This is a genomic window from Paenibacillus sp. LS-5 (genome assembly GCF_056121505.1).
This window is the reverse complement of the sequence record NZ_JBWAVA010000009.1, coordinates 83713-102246: the sequence shown is the minus strand read 5'-3', so window position 1 is coordinate 102246 and position 18534 is coordinate 83713. Positions and strand designations below refer to the sequence as shown.

Here is an 18534-nt window from a genome sequence, read left to right as displayed (position 1 = left end):
CAGACCGAACCCCAGGGGAAGGCGGTGATGACAGCATGAAGAAGACGGGCCTGACCCGAGGGGGAGGTGGGGACGACAGCATGCGAAAGGCGGAACTGACCCGAGGGGAAGGGGGCGACGATAGCGTGAGGAAGATAGAGCTAACCCCAGGGAAGGGTAGCGACGGTAATATGCGAAAGGCTAATCTGACCTCATGGGAGGAGGGCATTATTCAGGTCTCGGTTCCGATGGACCCGCCTCTGCGCCAGGTGAACAGCTATATTCTCCCTGACCGGAACGGCCAGCTTACGGTTATCGACCCTGGTCCGCATACGCCCGAAGCGGAGCTTGCCTGGGAGAATGTTCTGGAGGAGCTGGGCTATTCATGGGGCAGAATCCGGGATATTGTGGTCACGCATCATCATCCGGACCACTACGGTCTTGCCGGATGGCTGCAGTCCCGCAGCGGGGGGAGGGTGTGGATGTCGGAACGGGCCCATTCCGAAGCCCGGATGACCTGGGGAGAAGCGGCTACTCTGAATGAAGCGTTGCCGCTGTTCTTCATCAGCCATGGCATGCCTGGGGATTGGGTGGAGGGGATCAGGGAGCATTTGGAGCGCTTCTTGCCCCAGGTCACCCCTCAGCCTGAGGTGACATATCTCAATACTATCGATCCGTTCCCCATGGGGCACCGGGAGTGGCAGCCGCTAGTGACCGGCGGGCATGCGCCGGGGCACCTGTCCTTTTACCACGGCGGCAGCGGGCAGATTCTGTGCGGCGACACCGTGCTGCCGCAAATTTCGCCCAATGTCAGCCTGCAGCCGGGCAGCGATCCGCAGCCGCTGCTGACCTTCATGGAGGGGCTGCGCGAGCTTCGCAGTCTCCGGGTGACCCAGGCGTTTCCGGGCCACCGGAAACCGTTTGCGGGTTTCACGGAGCGGGCGGACAGCCTGCTGCGCCATCATGAGGAGCGGCTGTATACGACTGCCGCTCTGCTCGAAGGTGGCCCGCTCAGCGGCTTCGCGGTATGCGAAGCGCTGTTCCGCAGCCGCGTGTCGAACGCGCACCAGATGCGGTTTGCCATGAGCGAGGCGTTGGCCCATCTGGCCGAGCTGGTGCGCCGGGAGCGGGCGGAGGTCATCCAGCCGGTGTCCGGCGGTGTAACCACGTTCGCGGCAGTGAAGTAAGCTGCGCGTAGACGAGCAGCAGAAGATGAACAAGGCCAGGCCACGTATGGACAGGGGGAACCCCATGTATACGTGGTCTGGCCTTTTTGAGAAACAACGGCAGAAGTGCCGTTGTTGAGGCACCGTGGGCGGGTTTGCTCAGAAACAACGGCAGAAGTGCCGTTGTGGAGTCGCCCGAGGCGGTTCCTTTGTTGCCGAGGCGCTCTTGGCTGAACCACCCGGCACAACGCTCAGCCCAGCTTTTTGATCTTGGATGGGTTATTGATTTTGTACTTAACTGGATGCTGAGTGAGCTTCTTAGCCACGACCTTTGCTTCAAAGGACACGGTATCGCCGACAGCGAGCTCCAGTTTTTTTAGCGTTGCGCTGTGGCTGGACCAGACTTCTTCGATCGCAAGATCGTGACCCTCCACAGACACCCCCTCGTAAATGATTACCTCATCATCGTTATCGGAGAAATGATTGGGTACGGTTGTGAATTCTTTGACGACAGCCGTCATCTGCAGCTTCTCTTCAGGTAGAACTAGGGCCGTCTTCTTTGGGGATTTGGCCGGCTTTTTCTTTGGAGCATCTGGCATATCGTCGGCTACAACGGCTGCATCTTCTTCAGCCCCCAATCTCACAGCCATTGAAGGTGTGACCTCTGCGTCTCCGTTTTCTTCCGTACCGGCTGCTGAATCTGCTGCCCCCTCTTCCACCATGGCCTCTTCAGGATCAGTTCCGGAGTCCTCCGTCTTCGCTGCTTCGGATACAGCGCCTGCTCTTGAGCCGAACGAGGCAGTCTGCATTTCTTTTAGATAAGCAGGGTGAATACAGTGCTGCTGTTTGTTCTCGAATTGAATTACAACGGTCTGAGGATCCACATAACCTACAATTTCACAGGGCAAAGAAAGCCCTTGCCGCTTATACAGATAGGTTTTGACCCTGGTCGCTGTGGTGGATAATAGATTCCACTCCTTGCAGCGCTCGATCAGCTCATCTTCACTCTCAAAATCCTGTACCAGCACAGGGCTGATCACAAAGGAATAGGTCATCCTGTCCTCACCTTCCTTACCCTCAATTATTCGGAGCAGACCAGCCATATGTGGTGGTCTGTCCGAAGTCGGCAGATCCAATATCCGGCAATCCGCTATTCCGGCTGCGTTCCCTCTTGCGCTGTCTTCCGTGACGCGGCTTCAAGATCTTCAGGCTCATGCGGTAGGCCAAGCTCCTGCTCGCGTTCGGCCTGCTTCCGGTGCGCGATGCGCGAGCTAGCTGCAGCAGCCACAGCCCCCACAATGTCGTCCAGATAAGTGTGGATTTGGCCGGTAGTTTTGTCGTTCAGCCGTTCAAGCACACCGGGTTTCAGCTTATCCACATAGCCGTAGTTGGTGAAGCCGATACTCCCGTATACGTTCACAATGGAAAATGCCAGGATCTCATCGACGCCATATAAGCTCTCATCATTTTCGATCATATCCTGCAGTGGGGAGAATAGCTTGCCCTCTTCAGCCAGAACATCCAGCTGGATACCTGTGAGAACGGCGTTCTGGACTTCACGTTTGCTGAGCACCATCTCTACGTTATGCACACATTCTTCCATCGTGAGGTTCGGATAATATTTCTTCTGCAGCAGCATCACCAGCTCGGCGATTTCTTCCAAAGATACTCCGCGTTTTTGCAGCCAGAACCTGGTTGCTTCCGCGACTTTTTTGCTGTTTAGACTGTAAGGTATTTTTGCATTAGCATCAGCCATGATCAGTCACCCCATAAATGTGTCTTAGTTTGGATAGCTTAGAAAATTGTACCCTGCCTGCGCTGCAATTGTCCAGAAACCGGGAATTCAGGATAAGCTGTTGTTATTTTTTGAGCAGAGGGCTCGTATACATAGCAGTACAACTGATCTCAAGCGTTGAAAGGGGTAATCATTCATGAAACATATGAAACACATCCGCGGGCTCTCCGCAGCATGTCTGCTCGCAGTTCCGTTAACCTTGTCCGGCTGTACGCTGTTCGGCTCGGAATCGGCAGCGGTGGATCCGCCGCCAAGTGAGGTCGAAGCGCAGATGCTGCAAGTCAGCGGTGATGGGACACTGGATACAGGAGTATTCGGACCCGTAGCGCTGGAGGGGGCTGACCTGTCGGCCGGGGTAAGTACGGATAATTCTAAGGCTGCTGCAGCCGGAGAGCGGACAACCGTCTTTCTGGAAGATGGAAATGGCCTGCTAGCCCCGGTGTCCCTGAGCCTGCAGGAAGGCAAGGATGAAGCCATGCTGAAAGATTCGCTCACTGCACTGGTCAGCAAAGGGAAGTATGCATCAGCATTGCCTGAGGGCTTCAAGGGTGTGCTTCCTGCCGGAACGGAAGTGAAGAACATCACCGTGGATAAGGATAAGCTGGCCGTGGTTGAGTTCAACTCCAAGTTTAATGATTACGAAGCGGAAGATGAACGCAAAATACTTGAAGCGGTCACCTGGACACTGACCGGACAGGACGGAATTCAGGGCGTGCAGCTGTGGGTGGACGGGAAGAAGCTTACGGAGATGCCGCTGCTCGGCACACCGCTGGACCGCCCGTTAACCCGGACCTTCGGAATCAACCTGCCCCAAAATGGACCGTTGCTGATGAATTCGAGCGCGGTCACGGTATACTTTTCTGCAGCTTCGTCTGACGGCAGTTATCAGTATTATGTACCTGTTACCCGCTTTGTACCCGCAGGACAGGAACCATTGAAGGCGGCGCTGAATGAGCTGATTGCCGGTCCGGAGACGCAGAAGGGGCTGGAGATGGTAATGACCCAGGAGACAGTGCTGGACTCGGTTGAAGCCGGGCAAAACGGGGTGGTCACCGTTTCCCTGAAGGATGATATGTTCGCGGACGGTAAGGGAGTTCCGGCGGAAATGCTGGAATCCGTTGTGCTTACCGTTGCGCAGAACGCCGACGATGCCCTGGTGCAGATCCGCATGAACGGGCAAAAAACAGTAACCGGCACCAATAACGTTGACTACGGACAGCCGGTATCGGCCCCTGAATATGTGAATGTGCTGCCCCTCTAGAATCGAAGGTAAGGGCAAAAGATGCTTTTGTGCCTGCTCTTTGGTAGAATAAACTTGCTAAGAAGAAACGGCTGCTACAGGGAGTCAGAAATCTACTGAACCGGCTACCGTAAGCGTTACAGGTATCTATGCCTGGCTTTTCCGAATCTTATAGATGGAATTTCAAGGCGATGCCGTCCTGATTCTTATGGGGATGGCATCCCTTTCTGCTTAGAATGTAAGAGGGCAGACGCTGAGGCTAATGGAGTGTTATTTTCCTGTAAATGCAATTCACAACAAACTTAGAGCTAGAGATGTAGGAGGCAGAAAAGATGAGATCAAACGGGCGCAATGCAGATCAGCTAAGGCCGCTGACAATAACGACTCAAACCAATAAATACGCGGAAGGTTCCGTGATCATTGAAATGGGGGACACCAAGGTCATTTGTACCGCTACGGTGGACGAGAAGGTACCTCCATTCCTGAAAGGACAGGGTAAAGGCTGGGTAACCGCCGAGTATTCCATGCTCCCCCGTGCGACGCAGACGCGCAATCAGCGTGAAGCGGCACGCGGCAAGCTGACCGGGCGTACGATGGAAATTCAGCGTCTGATCGGCCGCGCACTACGTTCTGTAGTGAACCTGCATGCTCTCGGCGAGCGCAGCATTACGCTGGACTGCGATGTCATCCAAGCGGATGGCGGAACACGGACAGCTTCGATTACGGGCGCTTTTGTCGCTATGGCCTTTGCGATCAACAAGATTGCGCTCCAGCATAAACTGAGCGTGTTTCCAATCACAGACTATCTGGCAGCGATCAGTGTCGGGGTTGTCGGTGATGAGACTCTGCTTGATCTGAACTATGAAGAGGATTCCAAAGCGAAGGTCGATATGAATGTAGTCATGACCGGCGGCGGAGCTTTTGTTGAAGTTCAGGGTACCGGCGAAGAGCGTCCTTTTACCCGCCAGGAGCTGGATCAGCTGCTGGGTCTGGGTGAGAAGGGAATCCACGAATTGATTGCCGTACAGAAGGAAGTGCTTGGAGCGATAGCACTCAAAATCCCCTCCGGCCAGCCCGGCCAAGAGGTGTAGCATGGATTCCCGCGGCGGTATTCTGATTGTTGCGACGAAGAACAAGGGGAAGGTACGGGAGTTTCAGCATGCATTTGCACCGCTCGGCTTAACCGTTAAGAGCATGTTCGATTACCCGGACTTGCCCGATGTGGTGGAGGATGGGGTTACTTTTGCCGAGAATGCGCTGAAAAAGTCCCAAGCCGTCGGGGATGCTCTTGGCCTACCCGTTCTGGCGGATGACTCCGGGCTCTGTGTGGATGCCTTGGAAGGAAGACCCGGAGTCTACTCCGCCCGTTATGCGGGTGAAGGTGCCAGCGATCATGAGAATAATCTGAAGCTGCTGAATGAGCTGGAAAAGCTGAAACAGGGTGAGGATACAGACCAGCCCCTGCTTAGTACGGCCCGTTTCGTCTGTGCGTTATCCCTTTACGACCCTTCGACGGGTAAAGAATGGACCGCTGAGGGAACTGCAGAAGGCTGGATTACCTCCGAGCAGGCGGGGGCAGGCGGCTTCGGTTATGATCCCCTCTTTTACTTGGCGGAGTACGACAAAACTATGGCCGAGCTGACGCTGGAAGAAAAGCAGGCCATCAGCCACCGGGGGAAGGCATTGCGGTTGTTAACCGGGAAGCTTGCAGCGCACCAGGAACCGCAGGGTCAATAACAAAATACAAATCAGGCGGGGATTTTGATGTATCCCATCTAGTTATAGGCTCGCCTGTGCCCTTCAAAAAGTCTGTCCGCGAGAGTTGCGGCAGGCTTTTTTTATACAGTGATAAATGGAAATTAGATGATATTACCCCCTAAGTATGGAAATTTCCCCCTAGCTTAATGTTATGCATTGTATGAAAATAAGAATTGCCTTCATCCTTTCTTTTGTTATAAATCCTCTTCCTCTTATTAGATGTGGACTATCCCTCCTGTACTTCTTATGCACAAGACCAGCCCTTACACCAGACAACATTACCGAGATTGCAGCTATGAAAAGATTACAAGATTAAGAGCACAAATGATCATTTTTCGTGTGCTTTTTTGTGTACTTAATCTAGCATCCGGATGTCGTGAATTTGATAGAGACGATGGATGAAGGTAAATCCCAATATGGAGGTGACACAAAGAGCTTTGCCTGTGAAGCAGGATTACAAGCTATGTACCGAACCGAGGAGGTAAATGAAAATGAGGTCGACAAACAGCAGATTTCGTAAAACCTTTGCGCTTGGCATGGCCGTTGCTCTTGTGATTGCACTCTTATCAACGATAGGCACCAATATTAAAACGGCAAATGCTGCTGCGGGCTACAAGCTCGTCGGTTATTATGCTTCCTGGGCTGCCTATGGGCGGGCCTACAATGTAACGGATATCGATCCTAGCAAAATGAATGTGATTAACTATGCGTTTGCAGATATTTGCTGGAATGGGGTTCATGGCAATCCCGACCCTACCGGACCGAATCCGGTCACCTGGACCTGTCAAAATGAACAAGGTCAGACGATTAGCGTTCCGAATGGCACGATTGTGCTGGGTGATCCTTGGATTGATGCCCAGAAAAGCTTCGGGGATGACAAGTGGGATGACCCGATTAAAGGCAATCTAAAGCAGCTCTGGAAACTGAAAGAGAAGAACGCCAACCTGAAAACGGTGATATCCGTCGGGGGCTGGACCTGGTCGAACCGCTTCTCTGACGTTGCCGCCACGGCAGCGACCCGTGAAGTATTCGCGAATTCCGCAGTTGATTTCATCCGGAAATATAAAATGGACGGTGTCGATCTGGACTGGGAGTATCCGGTCAGCGGCGGTCTTGCAGGTAACAGCTACCGTCCGGAGGATAAGCAGAATTACGTTCTGCTACTGCAGAAAATCCGTGAAAAGCTGAATGCAGCCGGAACTGCCGATGGTAAAACCTACTTGCTGACCATCGCCTCGGGAGCAGGCCCGGCATACATTCAGAACAATAACCTTAGCGGCATTGCTGCCGTTGTCGACTGGATCAATATTATGACCTATGACTTCAACGGCAGCTGGAACAAGACTACAGGACACAATGCTCCGCTCTACTACGATCCGGCTGCAGCCTCATCAGGTCTGACTGAGCCGGCGAATTACAATATTGACAAAGCCGTCACAAGCTACCTCGCAAGCGGAGTCCCGGCGAATAAGCTCGTACTGGGCATGCCGTTCTATGGACGCGGCTGGGGCGGTGCGCCGGGTACAGGAAACGGACAATATCAGGTATCAGCCGGTATTTCGTCCACAGGCACATGGGAAAAGGGAAGCTATGACTTCTACGATCTCGAAGCCAACTATATTAACAAAAACGGCTATACCCGCTATTGGAACAACACCTCAAAAGTGCCTTATCTCTATAATCCGTCTGCACAAACATTCATCAGCTATGATGACGTAGAGTCCTTCGGCTACAAAACCAGTTATATCAAAACCAAAGGACTAGCAGGAGCGATGTTCTGGGAGACCAGCGGCGACCGTAACAAAACTCTGCAGAACAAGCTGAACACCGATCTGGGCGGTGGAGTGGTGCCTACACCCACGCCAACAGCTACGCCAACAGTGACACCGACATCATTACCAACAGCTACCCCAACGCCAACCGCTACAGTGAAACCGTCAGCTACACCAACGCCAACGCCCACTGCTACAGTTACCCCAACTCCAACAGCGACTCCGGGAGTAACCGCCTGGGCAGCAGGAGTCGCTTACAAAGTGGGCGACAAAGTGAGCTATGGCGGCAATGTGTACACCTGTCGCCAGGCACATACCTCGCTGCCAGGCTGGGAGCCGGTTTTGACACCTGCTCTCTGGCTGTTGAATTAACAATCTTGAATAACCAAAAGCTTGCTGAGAAGGCTGCGCCGACTCTGCAGGCTTTTTGCCGATTGATAATTTCCGGCGGATCAAGCGAATGCCGTTCCATCTATTTTCGTATTCTCCGCCGCTGCATTTTCAGACAGGAAGAATGTATTGTCATCATAAGCTACCATCGGATGAAATATAATGGTTATGGATGCCTAGATCCATGCCTTCAAAAACTTATTGCAACGCGAGGCCGTTTTTTTCGTTATAGTAGTATATAGCGGAAGGTGGTGGGTTCACCGATGGTGTTCTGGGTGTTTTGGCTAGTTGCAGCCGGTGTCCTGTTTGTAGTCGAAATGATGACGCTTACGTTTTATCTGCTCTGGTTAAGCATCGGTGCTCTGGCAGCATGTCTTGTGTCCCTTTTGCTGCCGGATGCGGTATTACTGCAGGTCTTGGCCGGTTCGATCGTTGCCCTGGGGCTGACGATTTGCTCCAAGCCGCTGGTGGCGAGATTCCGCAGTTCGCGGGGTTTCAAGGATACAGGGACTGAGATTGTGGGCAGGCAAGGGGTAGTCATTGAACCGATTGAGCCGGGAAGATACGGCCAGGTTAAGGTCGGCGGCGATACCTGGAGTGCAACCTCCATAGAGCCGCTGGGCAAGGATGAAGTGGTCAAAGTAGTTGGAAGAAGCTCGACAATTATTGAAGTAGTACGATGGGGGGATATGTTCTAATGCAATGGGCTATTATTGGGATTATCATTTTTGTTGTTGTCGTATTTGTCGCACTAACTGTCAAAATCGTACCGCAACAGCGGGTAGGGGTTGTAGAGCGTCTCGGTAAATTCCACCGTTTGCTCACACCGGGACTTAATATTCTCATACCGATTATCGATCAGGTACGGACGTATCATGATTTGCGGATTCAGCAGGCCAATGTGCCGCCGCAGACAGTGATTACCAAGGATAATGTACAGGTTCAGATCGATACGATTATTTTCTATCAGGTGGTAGGTCCGGAAGAAGCAACCTACGGTATATCCGATTATGTATACGGGGTACGCAATATTTCCACAGCTACCATGCGGCAGATCATTGGTAAGCTGGAGCTGGATGAAACCTTATCAGGCCGGGAAAAGATCTCCTCGGACATCCGCCTGGCGCTGGATGAGGCCACGGAGAAGTGGGGCGTTCGGATCGAGCGCGTAGAGGTTATCGATATCAAGCCGCCGCTCGATATCCAGGAAGCGATGGATAAGCAGATGAAGGCAGAGCGCAGCAAACGCGCGATCGTGCTGGAAGCCGAAGCCGCTAAGCAGGATATGATCCTGCGTGCCGAAGGTGACAAGCAGAGTAAGATCCTGAAGGCGGAAGGCGATAAGGAAGCGCGTATCCGTCAAGCGGAAGGATTAGGTCAGGCGCAGGAACTGGAAGCACTGGGTCAGGCCAAAGCCATTCAGGCCGTAGCCGAGGCCGAAAAGGCCCGTATTCAACTGATCGGCAGCGCCGGATTGGATGAACGGGTGCTGGCGTATCAATCCTTTGAAGCATTGACCGAAATGTCCAAGGGTGCGGCCAACAAGGTGTTCCTGCCTACCAGTGCTGTGGATACGCTTGGTGCACTCGGCGCCATGGCTGAGGTGTTCAAGGCGAGCAAAGAGAGCAAGTAAGAGGGATATTTTACAATTGCGCCACATTCCGTTAAAGTAAAAGCAAAACGAAGGGTACACTGATGAAGCCAGTTTTACTGCGCAACTTAGGTGTACCCTTACGAAGCCAGTTTTGCTGGGCAAAACTTTAAGGAGAGAATATGGTGACGCACAAAGAAATTTCGCCACTGGTGGAAGCGCTGGGGCTGCAGCCCCACGTAGAAGGCGGCTGGTACAAGAGACTATGGAATGCTCCTTTTGAAATTCCACAGGATACTCTGGGTGAGAGCTACTCGGGGCCCAGAGCTTCAGCCTCTTCAATCTATTTTCTGCTGCATGCGGATGAAACCTCAGAATGGCACACGGTGCTCTCGTCTGAGATCTGGCTGTGGCATTCCGGCAGCCCGATTGTCCTGAGCCTGGGAGGCAGCGGTGATAAGCCCGAGAATGTAACTGAGGTCGTTCTGGGCCTCGACATTGCAGCCGGCCAGCAGCCGCAGGTGGTTATTCCGCCGGGTGTATGGCAGGCAGCTCGGCCGCTCGGCGAAGAACCGGTACTGGTCTCCTGTATTGTCTCTCCGGAATTCCATTTCGATGATTTCAGGCTGATCGGAAAATAAAGTGAGCGGCAATGGAGTATGGCTGTGTAGGCAGCCATACTCCATTTTTTGCATTAGGGGCATGAACTGCTATACTGATTTTTGAAAAGGGCTGATTCCTATGCCGGATTTAAGGTTAAAGGAAGTTTGTTAAAGGAAGTTTGTAAGAGGACGAGCACGCTGACATGCAGCGGTTTGGATTATCTTTATGTTATCGCCGAGACGGACACTAACCTGTGTATAGGGTAGCGGGCCGTATCCGCTTAATACCATTACGTTTGGAGGGCTATATGATGACTGAAGCAAACGGGCCATTTTCTGGAGGACCTACGTTAAATGACGGTGCAACCATGCCTTGGCTGGGGCTTGGGGTGTGGCAGACCAAGAATGGTGAAGAAGTCATTCAGGCTGTGAAGTCGGCAGTGGAAACGGGCTATCGCAGTATCGATACCGCTGCCGGATACAAGAATGAAGAAGGTGTCGGACAAGCTATCCGTGAAAGCGGAGTGGACCGGAATGAGCTGTTCATTACGACGAAGCTGTGGAATGGTGACCAGGGGTATGAGTCGGCGCTGAAGGCTTTTGAGGTCAGCCGCAAGAAGCTAGGCCTGGATGTTGTGGATCTGTACCTGATCCATTGGCCAGTGGCCGGCAAGTACCGGGAATCCTGGAAAGCCCTGGTTCATCTGCAAAAGGAGGGGCTCGTCAAATCCATCGGCGTGAGCAACTTCCAGCCGCATCATCTGCAGGATATTATCGACGATACGGGAGTGGTTCCTGCCGTAGATCAGGTGGAGTTCCACCCGTTGCTGACCCAGCGCGAGCTGCTGAAGTATGCGAAGGAGCATGACATTCAGGTAGAAGCCTGGAGCCCGCTCATGCAGGGCAATCTGGATCTCCCGCTGTTGAAAGAACTGGCTGGTAAATACAACAAGACCGTAGCACAGATTGTGCTCCGCTGGGATCTCCAGCAAGGCGTTATCACGATTCCAAAATCGGTGCATGCTGAGCGTATCGTGGAGAATGCGGGATTCTTCGACTTCACCCTCAGCGATGAGGATGTCAAAGCGATTGAAGACCTGAATCAGAATCACCGCTTCGGTCCGGACCCGGATAATTTCAACTTCTAAGCTACTAAATACATTAGATAAAATATTGCACACAAAAAAGAGCAAGTCTCCTCCGCGGGACTTGCTCTTTTGGCTTATCAGGACAGATGGCGTACAGCCTCTAATTCCGGTAGTTGGCAATTACTGTAAAATGCCGTGAAAGCCGGTCGATTCTGGAAGAACAAACTTGTTTTCGGCAGAGGGGGCTTTACTGTGTGGGCGGGACGCTACGGCGTCTGCCGAGGATTCGCATCAGCAGAATGCCTTGGATAATAACCAGCATACTACAGACCATAGCCATCACCTCGGCCGCTTGGTCGCTAGCGGTAAGCAGATCAAAGATGCCATGCCACAGGATCACGGGCAGAATACTCCAGCGGCTTCCAGCACAAATCCAGGCCAGCACGACCGAGCCGTAGGTGAGGCTGATGGCCCAGCCGATCACACCAAAGCCCATCCCCAGATAGCTTTCATTGAACCAGAAGGCCGGTAAATGCCAGGCCATCCAGATAACGGCAACCAGCAGGGCTGAGGTGAACAGAGAGTATCGTGTGTGCAGTTCAGGCAGTAGATAGCCGCGCCAGCCGCTCTCCTCCCCAATCCCGAAGGTAAGCATCCACACGAGTGCGGTCGTCCAGACACCGAACTGCGGCGGCAGATCAGAGGTCAAGCCGAATTGGTGCATATCCGGCGCACTGCCGGTAATCAGGGTATGGGCCAGAATGGCCACCGCCCCATAGGCCAGTGGCAGACCTGCAGCCAGAGCCAGCCACTTTTTGGGGAAGCTAGAGGAAAAAGCAGTTCTGAACCAGGCAGCTAAGCCGCCTGCACCCGGCATTCTCACGCTCACCAGTGTGCCAAGCAGCGGTCCGAAGGAGCCAAGATAGAACTGTCCGGGCAGCACTGGCAGACCAGCGGCATACTGCTTATTGAGCAGCAGCGGCAGCCAGCATAGCCAGGTGAAGCCAAAAGTCACCAGAATAAAGACAGTCAGCTTTTTGGTGAACAGAGGATCACGGTTAACAGAGGACTTCATCTGGATAAAACCCCTTATGCCAAGATATGTTTCACCTATAGTTGTAGAGGTTTTCCTCTTTACCGGCTGTGGGAATGATCACGTTGGCCCGTCTGTGCAGCTACAAAGTCCCGGGAATGCTGATCCGGCAGCTATTTTACCTGATCGAAACGTTATACTTGCGCAGCCAGAGATTGACTTGGGTCAGATAAGCAAACAGCTGCGGGCCGGACATGAGCTGACCGAACCAGGGAAGATTGCTGGAAGACTCTGGTGAAGCGGCGATTTCCCGGATTTTGGCGGCGTCTATTAAAGGTAGTATAGGTGAGGATGAATCATCCAGGATGTTCAGCATCTGTGACCGAACAGCATTTAAGTATGCCGGATTATGCGTTTTGGGATACGGGCTTTTTTTGCGGTAGAGTACATCGTCCGGGAGAACGCCTTCCAGTGCTTTCCGGAGGATTCCCTTTTCCCGGTTGCCTACGGTCTTGATTTCCCAGGGAATATTAAATACATACTGCACGAGACGGTGGTCGCAATAGGGCACCCGGACCTCCAGGCCTACGCCCATGCTCATCCGGTCCTTGCGATCCAGCAGGGTAGGCATGAAACGGGTAATGTTGAGGTAGGACATCACGCGCATTTGCGCCTGTTTGCCGGTTTCGCCATCCAGTTGTGGCACCTCTGCAACCGCATCGCTGTATCTGTCGCCCAAATACTCCAGCGGACGAATCCATTCACGGATCTCTGGGGACAAGAGCTCTGCGCGCATTTTGGGCGCTACCGACCAAGGGAAGGTGCCTGATGACAGCATCTCCTCACGGTGGAACCACGGGTATCCGCCGAATATTTCATCGGCCGCTTCGCCGGAAATGGCGACGGTCGCATTCTTTTTGATCTCCTGGCAAAATAAATAGAGCGAAGAATCCACATCAGTCATTCCCGGCAAATCACGCGAATAGAGGGCGTTATCTAGTGCCTTCACCAGTTCAGGGGTATCAAAGGCCACATAGTGGTGGTTCGTCTTCAGTTCATCGACCATCCGCTTAATCCAGGGGCCGTCTGCGCCGGGCTGGAAGGTATGGCTTTTGAAATGCTTGTCGTTATCGACATAATCTACAGAATAGGTGTCTACCCGGCCTTGACCGGTGCGGTTGTAGTAATCTACGGCGAGTGCGGTCAGCGCACTGGAGTCCAGCCCTCCAGAGAGCAGCGAGCATACCGGAACATCGGAAACCAGCTGGCGCTCCAGTGTATCCTGCAGCAGTTCACGAACCCTGGCCGCCGTTTCATCCACATTGTCCGTGTGATTGTAGCTCTTAAGCTCCCAATAAGCGTACTTACGAATTCCATCCCGGTTATAAATCATGGCATGACCTGGACGAAGCTCGAATATATCTTTGTATACCCCATGTCCCGGTGTACGGGCTGGGCCGATAATGAAAATTTCCGCGAGCCCTTCCGGTCCGACCTCCGGTTTCACTTTGGGATGCTGCAGCAGCGCTTTGGGCTCAGAGCCAAAGATGAACACATCGTCGACTTGACTGTAGAACAGCGGCTTCACCCCGAGACGGTCCCGTGCCAAAAACACCTGATCACGCAAGCTATCCCAGACAGCAAAAGCAAAAATACCGTTCAGCTTCTCCATGCAGTCCGGTCCCCACTCGATGTAAGCGTGGAGCAGAACCTCCGTATCACATTCCGTGAGAAAATGATGCCCGCGCTGCTTGAGTTCGTTTTTGAGCTCAGGGGCATTATATAATTCGCCGTTATACACAATCGCGTACATCTTATCGTCATGGCGGGCGATCATCGGCTGGGCGCCGTTCTCGGGATCGATAACGCTAAGTCTCCGGTGTCCGAAGGCGCATGGGCCAGAGATCCAGGTTCCGGCTGCATCCGGTCCGCGGTTCTCCAAGGTTTCTGTCATTTTTACGAGCAGTTGCGAGTGCTGTGTAAGGTCGCCGCGCCACTGGATAAATCCGGTTATTCCGCACATGATGCTTCATCCTCTCTTTTGTGCGATTGTTGTCCTTTCTTTTTTGCCAAGTAATACAGATATATGCCGAAGGAAGGCATAAAATGTATGTCCTTATCCGAACACTAGAGATGAGGAAAATTTGCCAGGAGGGATGATGACCCGTGTATTACATTAAAGACGCCAAAATCCGCAGAATGACCGAATACGACGGTGCGCCATGTGCAGAGGTTGGCGTATTGCCCGGAGCTGTTGGTGACTCCGCACTTTTGGTGTACATTGTTGAGGACCAGCGCGAGGAAGGCTATGAAATTGTACGCATTCTGACAAATGACGCTGATACCGCAACCGACTGGTTTGATAATAATTTGCACAATGCATTTCAGGATGTAACGTACAGCGGGTTCACAGGCAGTGCCATTATGACCCCGGAAGATGAACGCTCGAAGTTCCAGCAGGAGCTGCTTATTTTTGGAGATCTGAAAAAACAGCTGGGGGCACATTTTCATAGGTTGTCTTGAGGAGCGGATTGAGGCCGGCAAAGGAACAGACAAAGGAGTAGGATGAAGAGCAGCGGCAGTGAGATTCATGCCGCTGGGCCTGCCCCGGCACGATATCTCGAGGAAAGAATGTATGGATTTCCTCCAATGAGAAAAGGATAGGTGATTTTTAAGCAGCCTCTTGAAATATTTGATCAATAAGGTATAATAAATAACGTTGCATTAATACATATATCTTATAAACCTTCATTTTTCACATGTGTCCCGGTAGCTCAGCTGGATAGAGCATGCGCCTTCTAAGCGCACGGTCAGGGGTTCGAATCCCTTCCGGGACGTCACTAAGCAGCCTTCCTTCGGGAAGGCTGTTTGTGCGTCTGGGGGATGAAGATGCTCCGATGAGGAGGGAGCATTTTTACGGTATAAGCCCTTATTACGTCTAATAAAAATTAAGCGGAAACAGACCCGCTATTTCCGGTGAATCCCTCTGTATGATAGGGTTAGTGGGAAATCCTCCCTCTAACATCGTTAGAAGTTCATTGGAAGAGCTTATAGCCCAAATTAGAGGGGGGATTTCCCTCTATTCACCTAAAAAGCATCTTCTAACGCAGAATAGAGGGAGTTTTTCCCTCTATTCCAATTTCCGATCGTTTTTGCCGGGACTCTGCTTAATATCCTTACGTACCAGCCTCTGTCCAACTCAACCCGTCTATCACTCTACTATGGACGCTATCCATCATCCGAATTATTCAACCGCTTATAAAACCTTTTCATCAACGATTTTGTCTACATCCGGTCAGGCTTCGGCAGTCCGATTACCTCCAAGGCCTCTCCGAGGGTATTCTGAAAACGCAGCGTTAGCCAGACCCGGAAGCGGATGGAGGCATCTCCTCCCTTAAGGATCGGGCAGGTGGAATAGAAGTTGTTGAACAACGAGGCCAAGGTATGGGCGAAGTTGCAAATACTATTGGGCGTGAGATCGCGGCTTGCCGTGTAGAGAGTATCCTCCCAGGTGCTGAGTTGTCTCAGCAAGGCTAGCTCGGCTGTCTCCAATCGTTCCGGAAACTGGGGAACCGCTGCCTGTTCCACCGGACAGTCTGCTTTGCTGAGCACACTGCCTGCACGCGCGAAGCTGTACATGAGATAGACTCCGGTATTACCTGAAATCTCCATGGCCTGCTTGAAATCGAACACAATCTCTGTGCCCAGATTGAAGCGCAGCAGGTAATAACGGATTGCAGCAGTGGCGATGATCCGGCTGGAGAGGCCGGTTTTGTCGGAGCGTGTGGCTTCGATGCTGTCCTCCATGAGCTGAACCAGATCGCTTACCTTCACGCCAATGCCTTGGCGGCCGGACATGGCGTAGGAGCTTTTGCCCTCTGAAATATCGATGCCAAGCTCGGCGGCGGAAGCTGGACTGAGTGATACGACTCCGTAACTGACATGCTGCAGCTTCTTTGCCTGCTCTGCATAACCCAGCACCTCAAGTGCCTGCTTCACCATGGCCTGCGGATACTCCTGCCTGTAGTCGATGACATTGACCACTCGATCCGCTTTGCCAAATTGCATAGGTCCTCCAGTCAACCCGGTAGTCCATAGACCTGCATTAAATTCGCTGTATTTGAAATCCTTGTCCAATAATCCGAATTTCCAGAGGTGATAGGCGATATCTTTGGCAGTGTAGGTCAAAATTCCGTTGGAACGCACCAGTACCTTGTCCTTCTGATGGTCCTCGGAATCGCCTTCAGAAGCCGGTTGTTTCAGAATCCAGCACCCTGCCAGTTTACCCTCTGTCTCCTGGATAAACACTGCTGTCTCTTCTAGCAGACGGAAAGCGGATGACCAGAAGCCTTCTTGCAAAATACTGCTCTCCCAGACCAGAAGATCATACCCGATATCGAAGTTTTTCATTTCTGCGACATGTTCTTTTACGATACGTTCCGCAACCAGTTGGCCGAGCCAGGCCTTATTGCCGTGCCCTTTCTCCAGTTCATGTAGAATGTCCGTCCTTTTATGGACCATTTCCGGCTGCTGTGCATACTCTTTGTTGATGGCGGCATAAATATCCCAGCAGTAATCCCCGAAACGGAGATGCTCTCCGGCTAGCGGCACATGAAGTAGACCGGCTACTGTATCTGCAAGTTGATTGCCCAGATCGTCCACATAGTTGTGGACTTCTACGTTATGCCCCGTTTTCCGCAAAACTCTTACCAGCGTATCCCCGATACAGGAGTTTCTTAGGTGGCCTATATGCATGGATTTGTTCGGATTCACGCTCGTATGCTCGACAATAACTTTCTCCCCATTGCCCGGAGGGAGCCCAAAAGAATGCCCCGCCCACTGCTGCCAGTTGATGTACATATTAATAAATCCCGGAGCGGCGATCTCAATGCGATCAAGCCATCCTCCGGTAACTCCCATTTGCTGAAGCTCTACAGTGATCAGTCCGGCGATGACCATGGGGGCTTTGCGCAACTTTTTGGCTAACTGCATGGCAATGTTACTAGAATAATCCCCAAAATCCGTATTCGCCGGCTGCTCCAGCACGACGGTTATCGGTTCTGCCAAGTCTGCGCCGAGGCTGCTGATTACGTTGTATACGCTTTGTTCCAGTTGCTTGCTGATCTGTTGACTTAACAATGATTTCTCCTCCTCCAAGACTAGAGTCCAACCGCAAATTCAAGGGGCCCGTTAAACACAAAAAAGCCCCGTCTCTAAAAGAGACGAAGGCATAAGCGCTCGCGGTACCACTCTCGTTGCCGAACACAGGGTTCAGCCACCTCACAGGTTAACGGCCTTCAGCCGGGGCTTCCTACTGCAAGTTCAGAAGTCCATCTCCCGGGTGCGCTTCATGACAGGATCTGTACCGGCTTACACTCTCCCGGCTCGCTGGGGACTAGATCGAAGATCACTACTTTCCCGTTCATTGAATGTATATTGATTTTTATCAGTATAGCGAATTATTGGAAATAAGCAATAGCCTTTTGTGGTGAGGTCAAACAGAGGCATCAACCCTCCCAGAGGATAAACGATCAATCTGCAGCAGGTGCACCGGTCAGATTCTTAATGTCTGTCGAGCCGTAAATCAGCAGGGCAATCACGATTATTAGCAAAATAGCGCCGGCAAATTCCTCTCCGTCAAAGTCATCCATCTGTAGTATGCCTCCCTTTTGTCATCCTCTCCGGCTTCAGGTGTTATCAGATTTTTTCTTCAAGGCAGTCATTATTTCGTTTAAGGTCAAGCTGTTGTTATCATCCAAAAAATTGACCAGCTTATCTACATTGTTTGAATTGCCGGGGCTTGTGTCGCTCAAAGTTTTATACTTTCCCACCAAACTGACGAATAAGGAAGCATCGGTGTACATCTGGACAGAATCAACCCGCAGTTTGCCGGTCAGAAGCAGCGCAGCCACTGTATATTCCAATCCTTTTGGAATCTGTTTGTTGGGATTTACCGGTGGTTTTTTGGTACCGGTCTTTTTTCCCTTTCCAGGAGGGGGCATGGAACTCCCTTCTTCCGTAAACAATCTATTTGTATACTTTATGCTCTTCCGCTGATATGGTGCATGCAGCCAGTCTTTTGTCTACCATGGTTATCCGTTTGCCCGAATAATAGGCATA

General features: G+C 52.1%; 16 protein-coding genes, 1 tRNA gene and 1 other annotated feature. Of the genes, 11 read left to right on the top strand and 6 right to left on the bottom strand.

Annotated features, from left to right (window positions below):
• Nucleotides 1-35 precede the first annotated feature (35 nt).
• Nucleotides 36-1166, top strand: coding sequence for an MBL fold metallo-hydrolase (locus AC0MA3_RS15120; protein ID WP_474656766.1), 1131 nt, complete (start codon nt 36-38; stop codon nt 1164-1166).
• A 230-nt stretch (nt 1167-1396) separates the two neighbouring features.
• On the opposite strand, the gene AC0MA3_RS15115 is transcribed toward AC0MA3_RS15120, so the two are convergent.
• On the bottom strand, nt 1397-2200 hold the full coding sequence (locus AC0MA3_RS15115) for a hypothetical protein (protein WP_474656765.1): 804 nt from the start codon (nt 2198-2200) through the stop codon (nt 1397-1399).
• A gap of 95 nt (nt 2201-2295) precedes the next feature.
• A complete protein-coding gene (locus AC0MA3_RS15110; RefSeq protein WP_379159620.1) occupies nt 2296-2901 on the bottom strand; it encodes a phosphatidylglycerophosphatase A family protein in 606 nt (201 codons plus the stop codon).
• Nucleotides 2902-3076: 175 nt separating this feature from the next.
• Here AC0MA3_RS15110 and AC0MA3_RS15105 point away from each other — a divergent pair, with 175 nt between their 5' ends.
• The 8 genes from AC0MA3_RS15105 to AC0MA3_RS15070 all read left to right on the top strand — a co-directional run bounded on the left by AC0MA3_RS15105 (nt 3077) and on the right by AC0MA3_RS15070 (nt 11441).
• The gene (locus AC0MA3_RS15105; protein WP_474656764.1) at nt 3077-4201 is read left to right on the top strand and encodes a GerMN domain-containing protein; all 1125 of its coding nucleotides are present in this window, start codon (nt 3077-3079) and stop codon (nt 4199-4201) included.
• 311 nt (nt 4202-4512) lie between these two features.
• Nucleotides 4513-5271 carry a ribonuclease PH gene (gene rph, locus AC0MA3_RS15100; protein ID WP_379159626.1) on the top strand — a complete coding sequence of 253 codons (759 nt, stop codon included), beginning with the start codon at nt 4513-4515 and terminating at the stop codon, nt 5269-5271.
• Between the two features lies 1 nt (nt 5272).
• Nucleotides 5273-5917: an XTP/dITP diphosphatase gene (locus tag AC0MA3_RS15095; RefSeq protein ID WP_474656763.1), complete on the top strand. Its 645-nt coding sequence runs from the start codon at nt 5273-5275 to the stop codon at nt 5915-5917.
• A 506-nt stretch (nt 5918-6423) separates the two neighbouring features.
• On the top strand, nt 6424-8082 hold the full coding sequence (locus AC0MA3_RS15090) for a glycosyl hydrolase family 18 protein (RefSeq protein ID WP_474656762.1): 1659 nt from the start codon (nt 6424-6426) through the stop codon (nt 8080-8082).
• Nucleotides 8083-8363: 281 nt separating this feature from the next.
• Nucleotides 8364-8798, top strand: a complete 435-nt coding sequence (locus AC0MA3_RS15085; protein ID WP_474656761.1) for an NfeD family protein — start codon at nt 8364-8366, stop codon at nt 8796-8798.
• Nucleotides 8798-9733, top strand: coding sequence for an SPFH domain-containing protein (locus AC0MA3_RS15080; protein ID WP_379159638.1), 936 nt, complete (start codon nt 8798-8800; stop codon nt 9731-9733). The genes AC0MA3_RS15085 and AC0MA3_RS15080 overlap by 1 nt, the downstream gene beginning before the upstream one ends.
• Before the next feature lie 140 nt (nt 9734-9873).
• Nucleotides 9874-10332: a cupin domain-containing protein gene (locus AC0MA3_RS15075; RefSeq protein ID WP_379159641.1), complete on the top strand. Its 459-nt coding sequence runs from the start codon at nt 9874-9876 to the stop codon at nt 10330-10332.
• Between the two features lie 272 nt (nt 10333-10604).
• Entirely contained in the window at nt 10605-11441 is an 837-nt protein-coding gene (locus tag AC0MA3_RS15070) for an aldo/keto reductase (RefSeq protein ID WP_474656760.1), read from the top strand.
• 187 nt (nt 11442-11628) lie between these two features.
• On the opposite strand, the gene AC0MA3_RS15065 is transcribed toward AC0MA3_RS15070, so the two are convergent.
• Together AC0MA3_RS15065 and asnB are read right to left on the bottom strand one after the other, a co-directional pair.
• Entirely contained in the window at nt 11629-12456 is an 828-nt protein-coding gene (locus AC0MA3_RS15065; protein ID WP_379159647.1) for a CPBP family intramembrane glutamic endopeptidase, read from the bottom strand.
• Between the two features lie 136 nt (nt 12457-12592).
• The gene (gene asnB / locus AC0MA3_RS15060; RefSeq protein ID WP_474656759.1) at nt 12593-14437 is read right to left on the bottom strand and encodes an asparagine synthase (glutamine-hydrolyzing); all 1845 of its coding nucleotides are present in this window, start codon (nt 14435-14437) and stop codon (nt 12593-12595) included.
• 143 nt (nt 14438-14580) lie between these two features.
• On the opposite strand from asnB, the gene AC0MA3_RS15055 reads away from it, so the two are divergent.
• Nucleotides 14581-14937: a hypothetical protein gene (locus tag AC0MA3_RS15055; RefSeq protein ID WP_379159653.1), complete on the top strand. Its 357-nt coding sequence runs from the start codon at nt 14581-14583 to the stop codon at nt 14935-14937.
• A gap of 240 nt (nt 14938-15177) precedes the next feature.
• A tRNA-Arg gene (locus tag AC0MA3_RS15050) sits at nt 15178-15251 on the top strand.
• Between the two features lie 448 nt (nt 15252-15699).
• Here the strand turns inward: AC0MA3_RS15050 and AC0MA3_RS15045 are convergent.
• A complete protein-coding gene (locus AC0MA3_RS15045; protein ID WP_474656758.1) occupies nt 15700-17553 on the bottom strand; it encodes an arginine--tRNA ligase in 1854 nt (617 codons plus the stop codon).
• Between the two features lie 76 nt (nt 17554-17629).
• Nucleotides 17630-17849, bottom strand: a binding site (T-box leader).
• Between the two features lie 252 nt (nt 17850-18101).
• Nucleotides 18102-18440 carry a hypothetical protein gene (locus AC0MA3_RS15040; RefSeq protein WP_474656757.1) on the bottom strand — a complete coding sequence of 113 codons (339 nt, stop codon included), beginning with the start codon at nt 18438-18440 and terminating at the stop codon, nt 18102-18104.
• Between the last annotated feature and the right edge of the window lie 94 nt (nt 18441-18534).

Coding starts and splice junctions, on each gene's coding strand:
- AC0MA3_RS15120 (WP_474656766.1), top strand. CDS start 36: ATGAAGAAGACGGGCCTGACCCGAGGGGGAGGTGGGGACGACAGCATG.
- AC0MA3_RS15115 (WP_474656765.1), bottom strand. CDS start 2,200: ATGACCTATTCCTTTGTGATCAGCCCTGTGCTGGTACAGGATTTTGAG.
- AC0MA3_RS15110 (WP_379159620.1), bottom strand. CDS start 2,901: ATGGCTGATGCTAATGCAAAAATACCTTACAGTCTAAACAGCAAAAAA.
- AC0MA3_RS15105 (WP_474656764.1), top strand. CDS start 3,077: ATGAAACATATGAAACACATCCGCGGGCTCTCCGCAGCATGTCTGCTC.
- rph (WP_379159626.1), top strand. CDS start 4,513: ATGAGATCAAACGGGCGCAATGCAGATCAGCTAAGGCCGCTGACAATA.
- AC0MA3_RS15095 (WP_474656763.1), top strand. CDS start 5,273: ATGGATTCCCGCGGCGGTATTCTGATTGTTGCGACGAAGAACAAGGGG.
- AC0MA3_RS15090 (WP_474656762.1), top strand. CDS start 6,424: ATGAAAATGAGGTCGACAAACAGCAGATTTCGTAAAACCTTTGCGCTT.
- AC0MA3_RS15085 (WP_474656761.1), top strand. CDS start 8,364: ATGGTGTTCTGGGTGTTTTGGCTAGTTGCAGCCGGTGTCCTGTTTGTA.
- AC0MA3_RS15080 (WP_379159638.1), top strand. CDS start 8,798: ATGCAATGGGCTATTATTGGGATTATCATTTTTGTTGTTGTCGTATTT.
- AC0MA3_RS15075 (WP_379159641.1), top strand. CDS start 9,874: ATGGTGACGCACAAAGAAATTTCGCCACTGGTGGAAGCGCTGGGGCTG.
- AC0MA3_RS15070 (WP_474656760.1), top strand. CDS start 10,605: ATGACTGAAGCAAACGGGCCATTTTCTGGAGGACCTACGTTAAATGAC.
- AC0MA3_RS15065 (WP_379159647.1), bottom strand. CDS start 12,456: ATGAAGTCCTCTGTTAACCGTGATCCTCTGTTCACCAAAAAGCTGACT.
- asnB (WP_474656759.1), bottom strand. CDS start 14,437: ATGTGCGGAATAACCGGATTTATCCAGTGGCGCGGCGACCTTACACAG.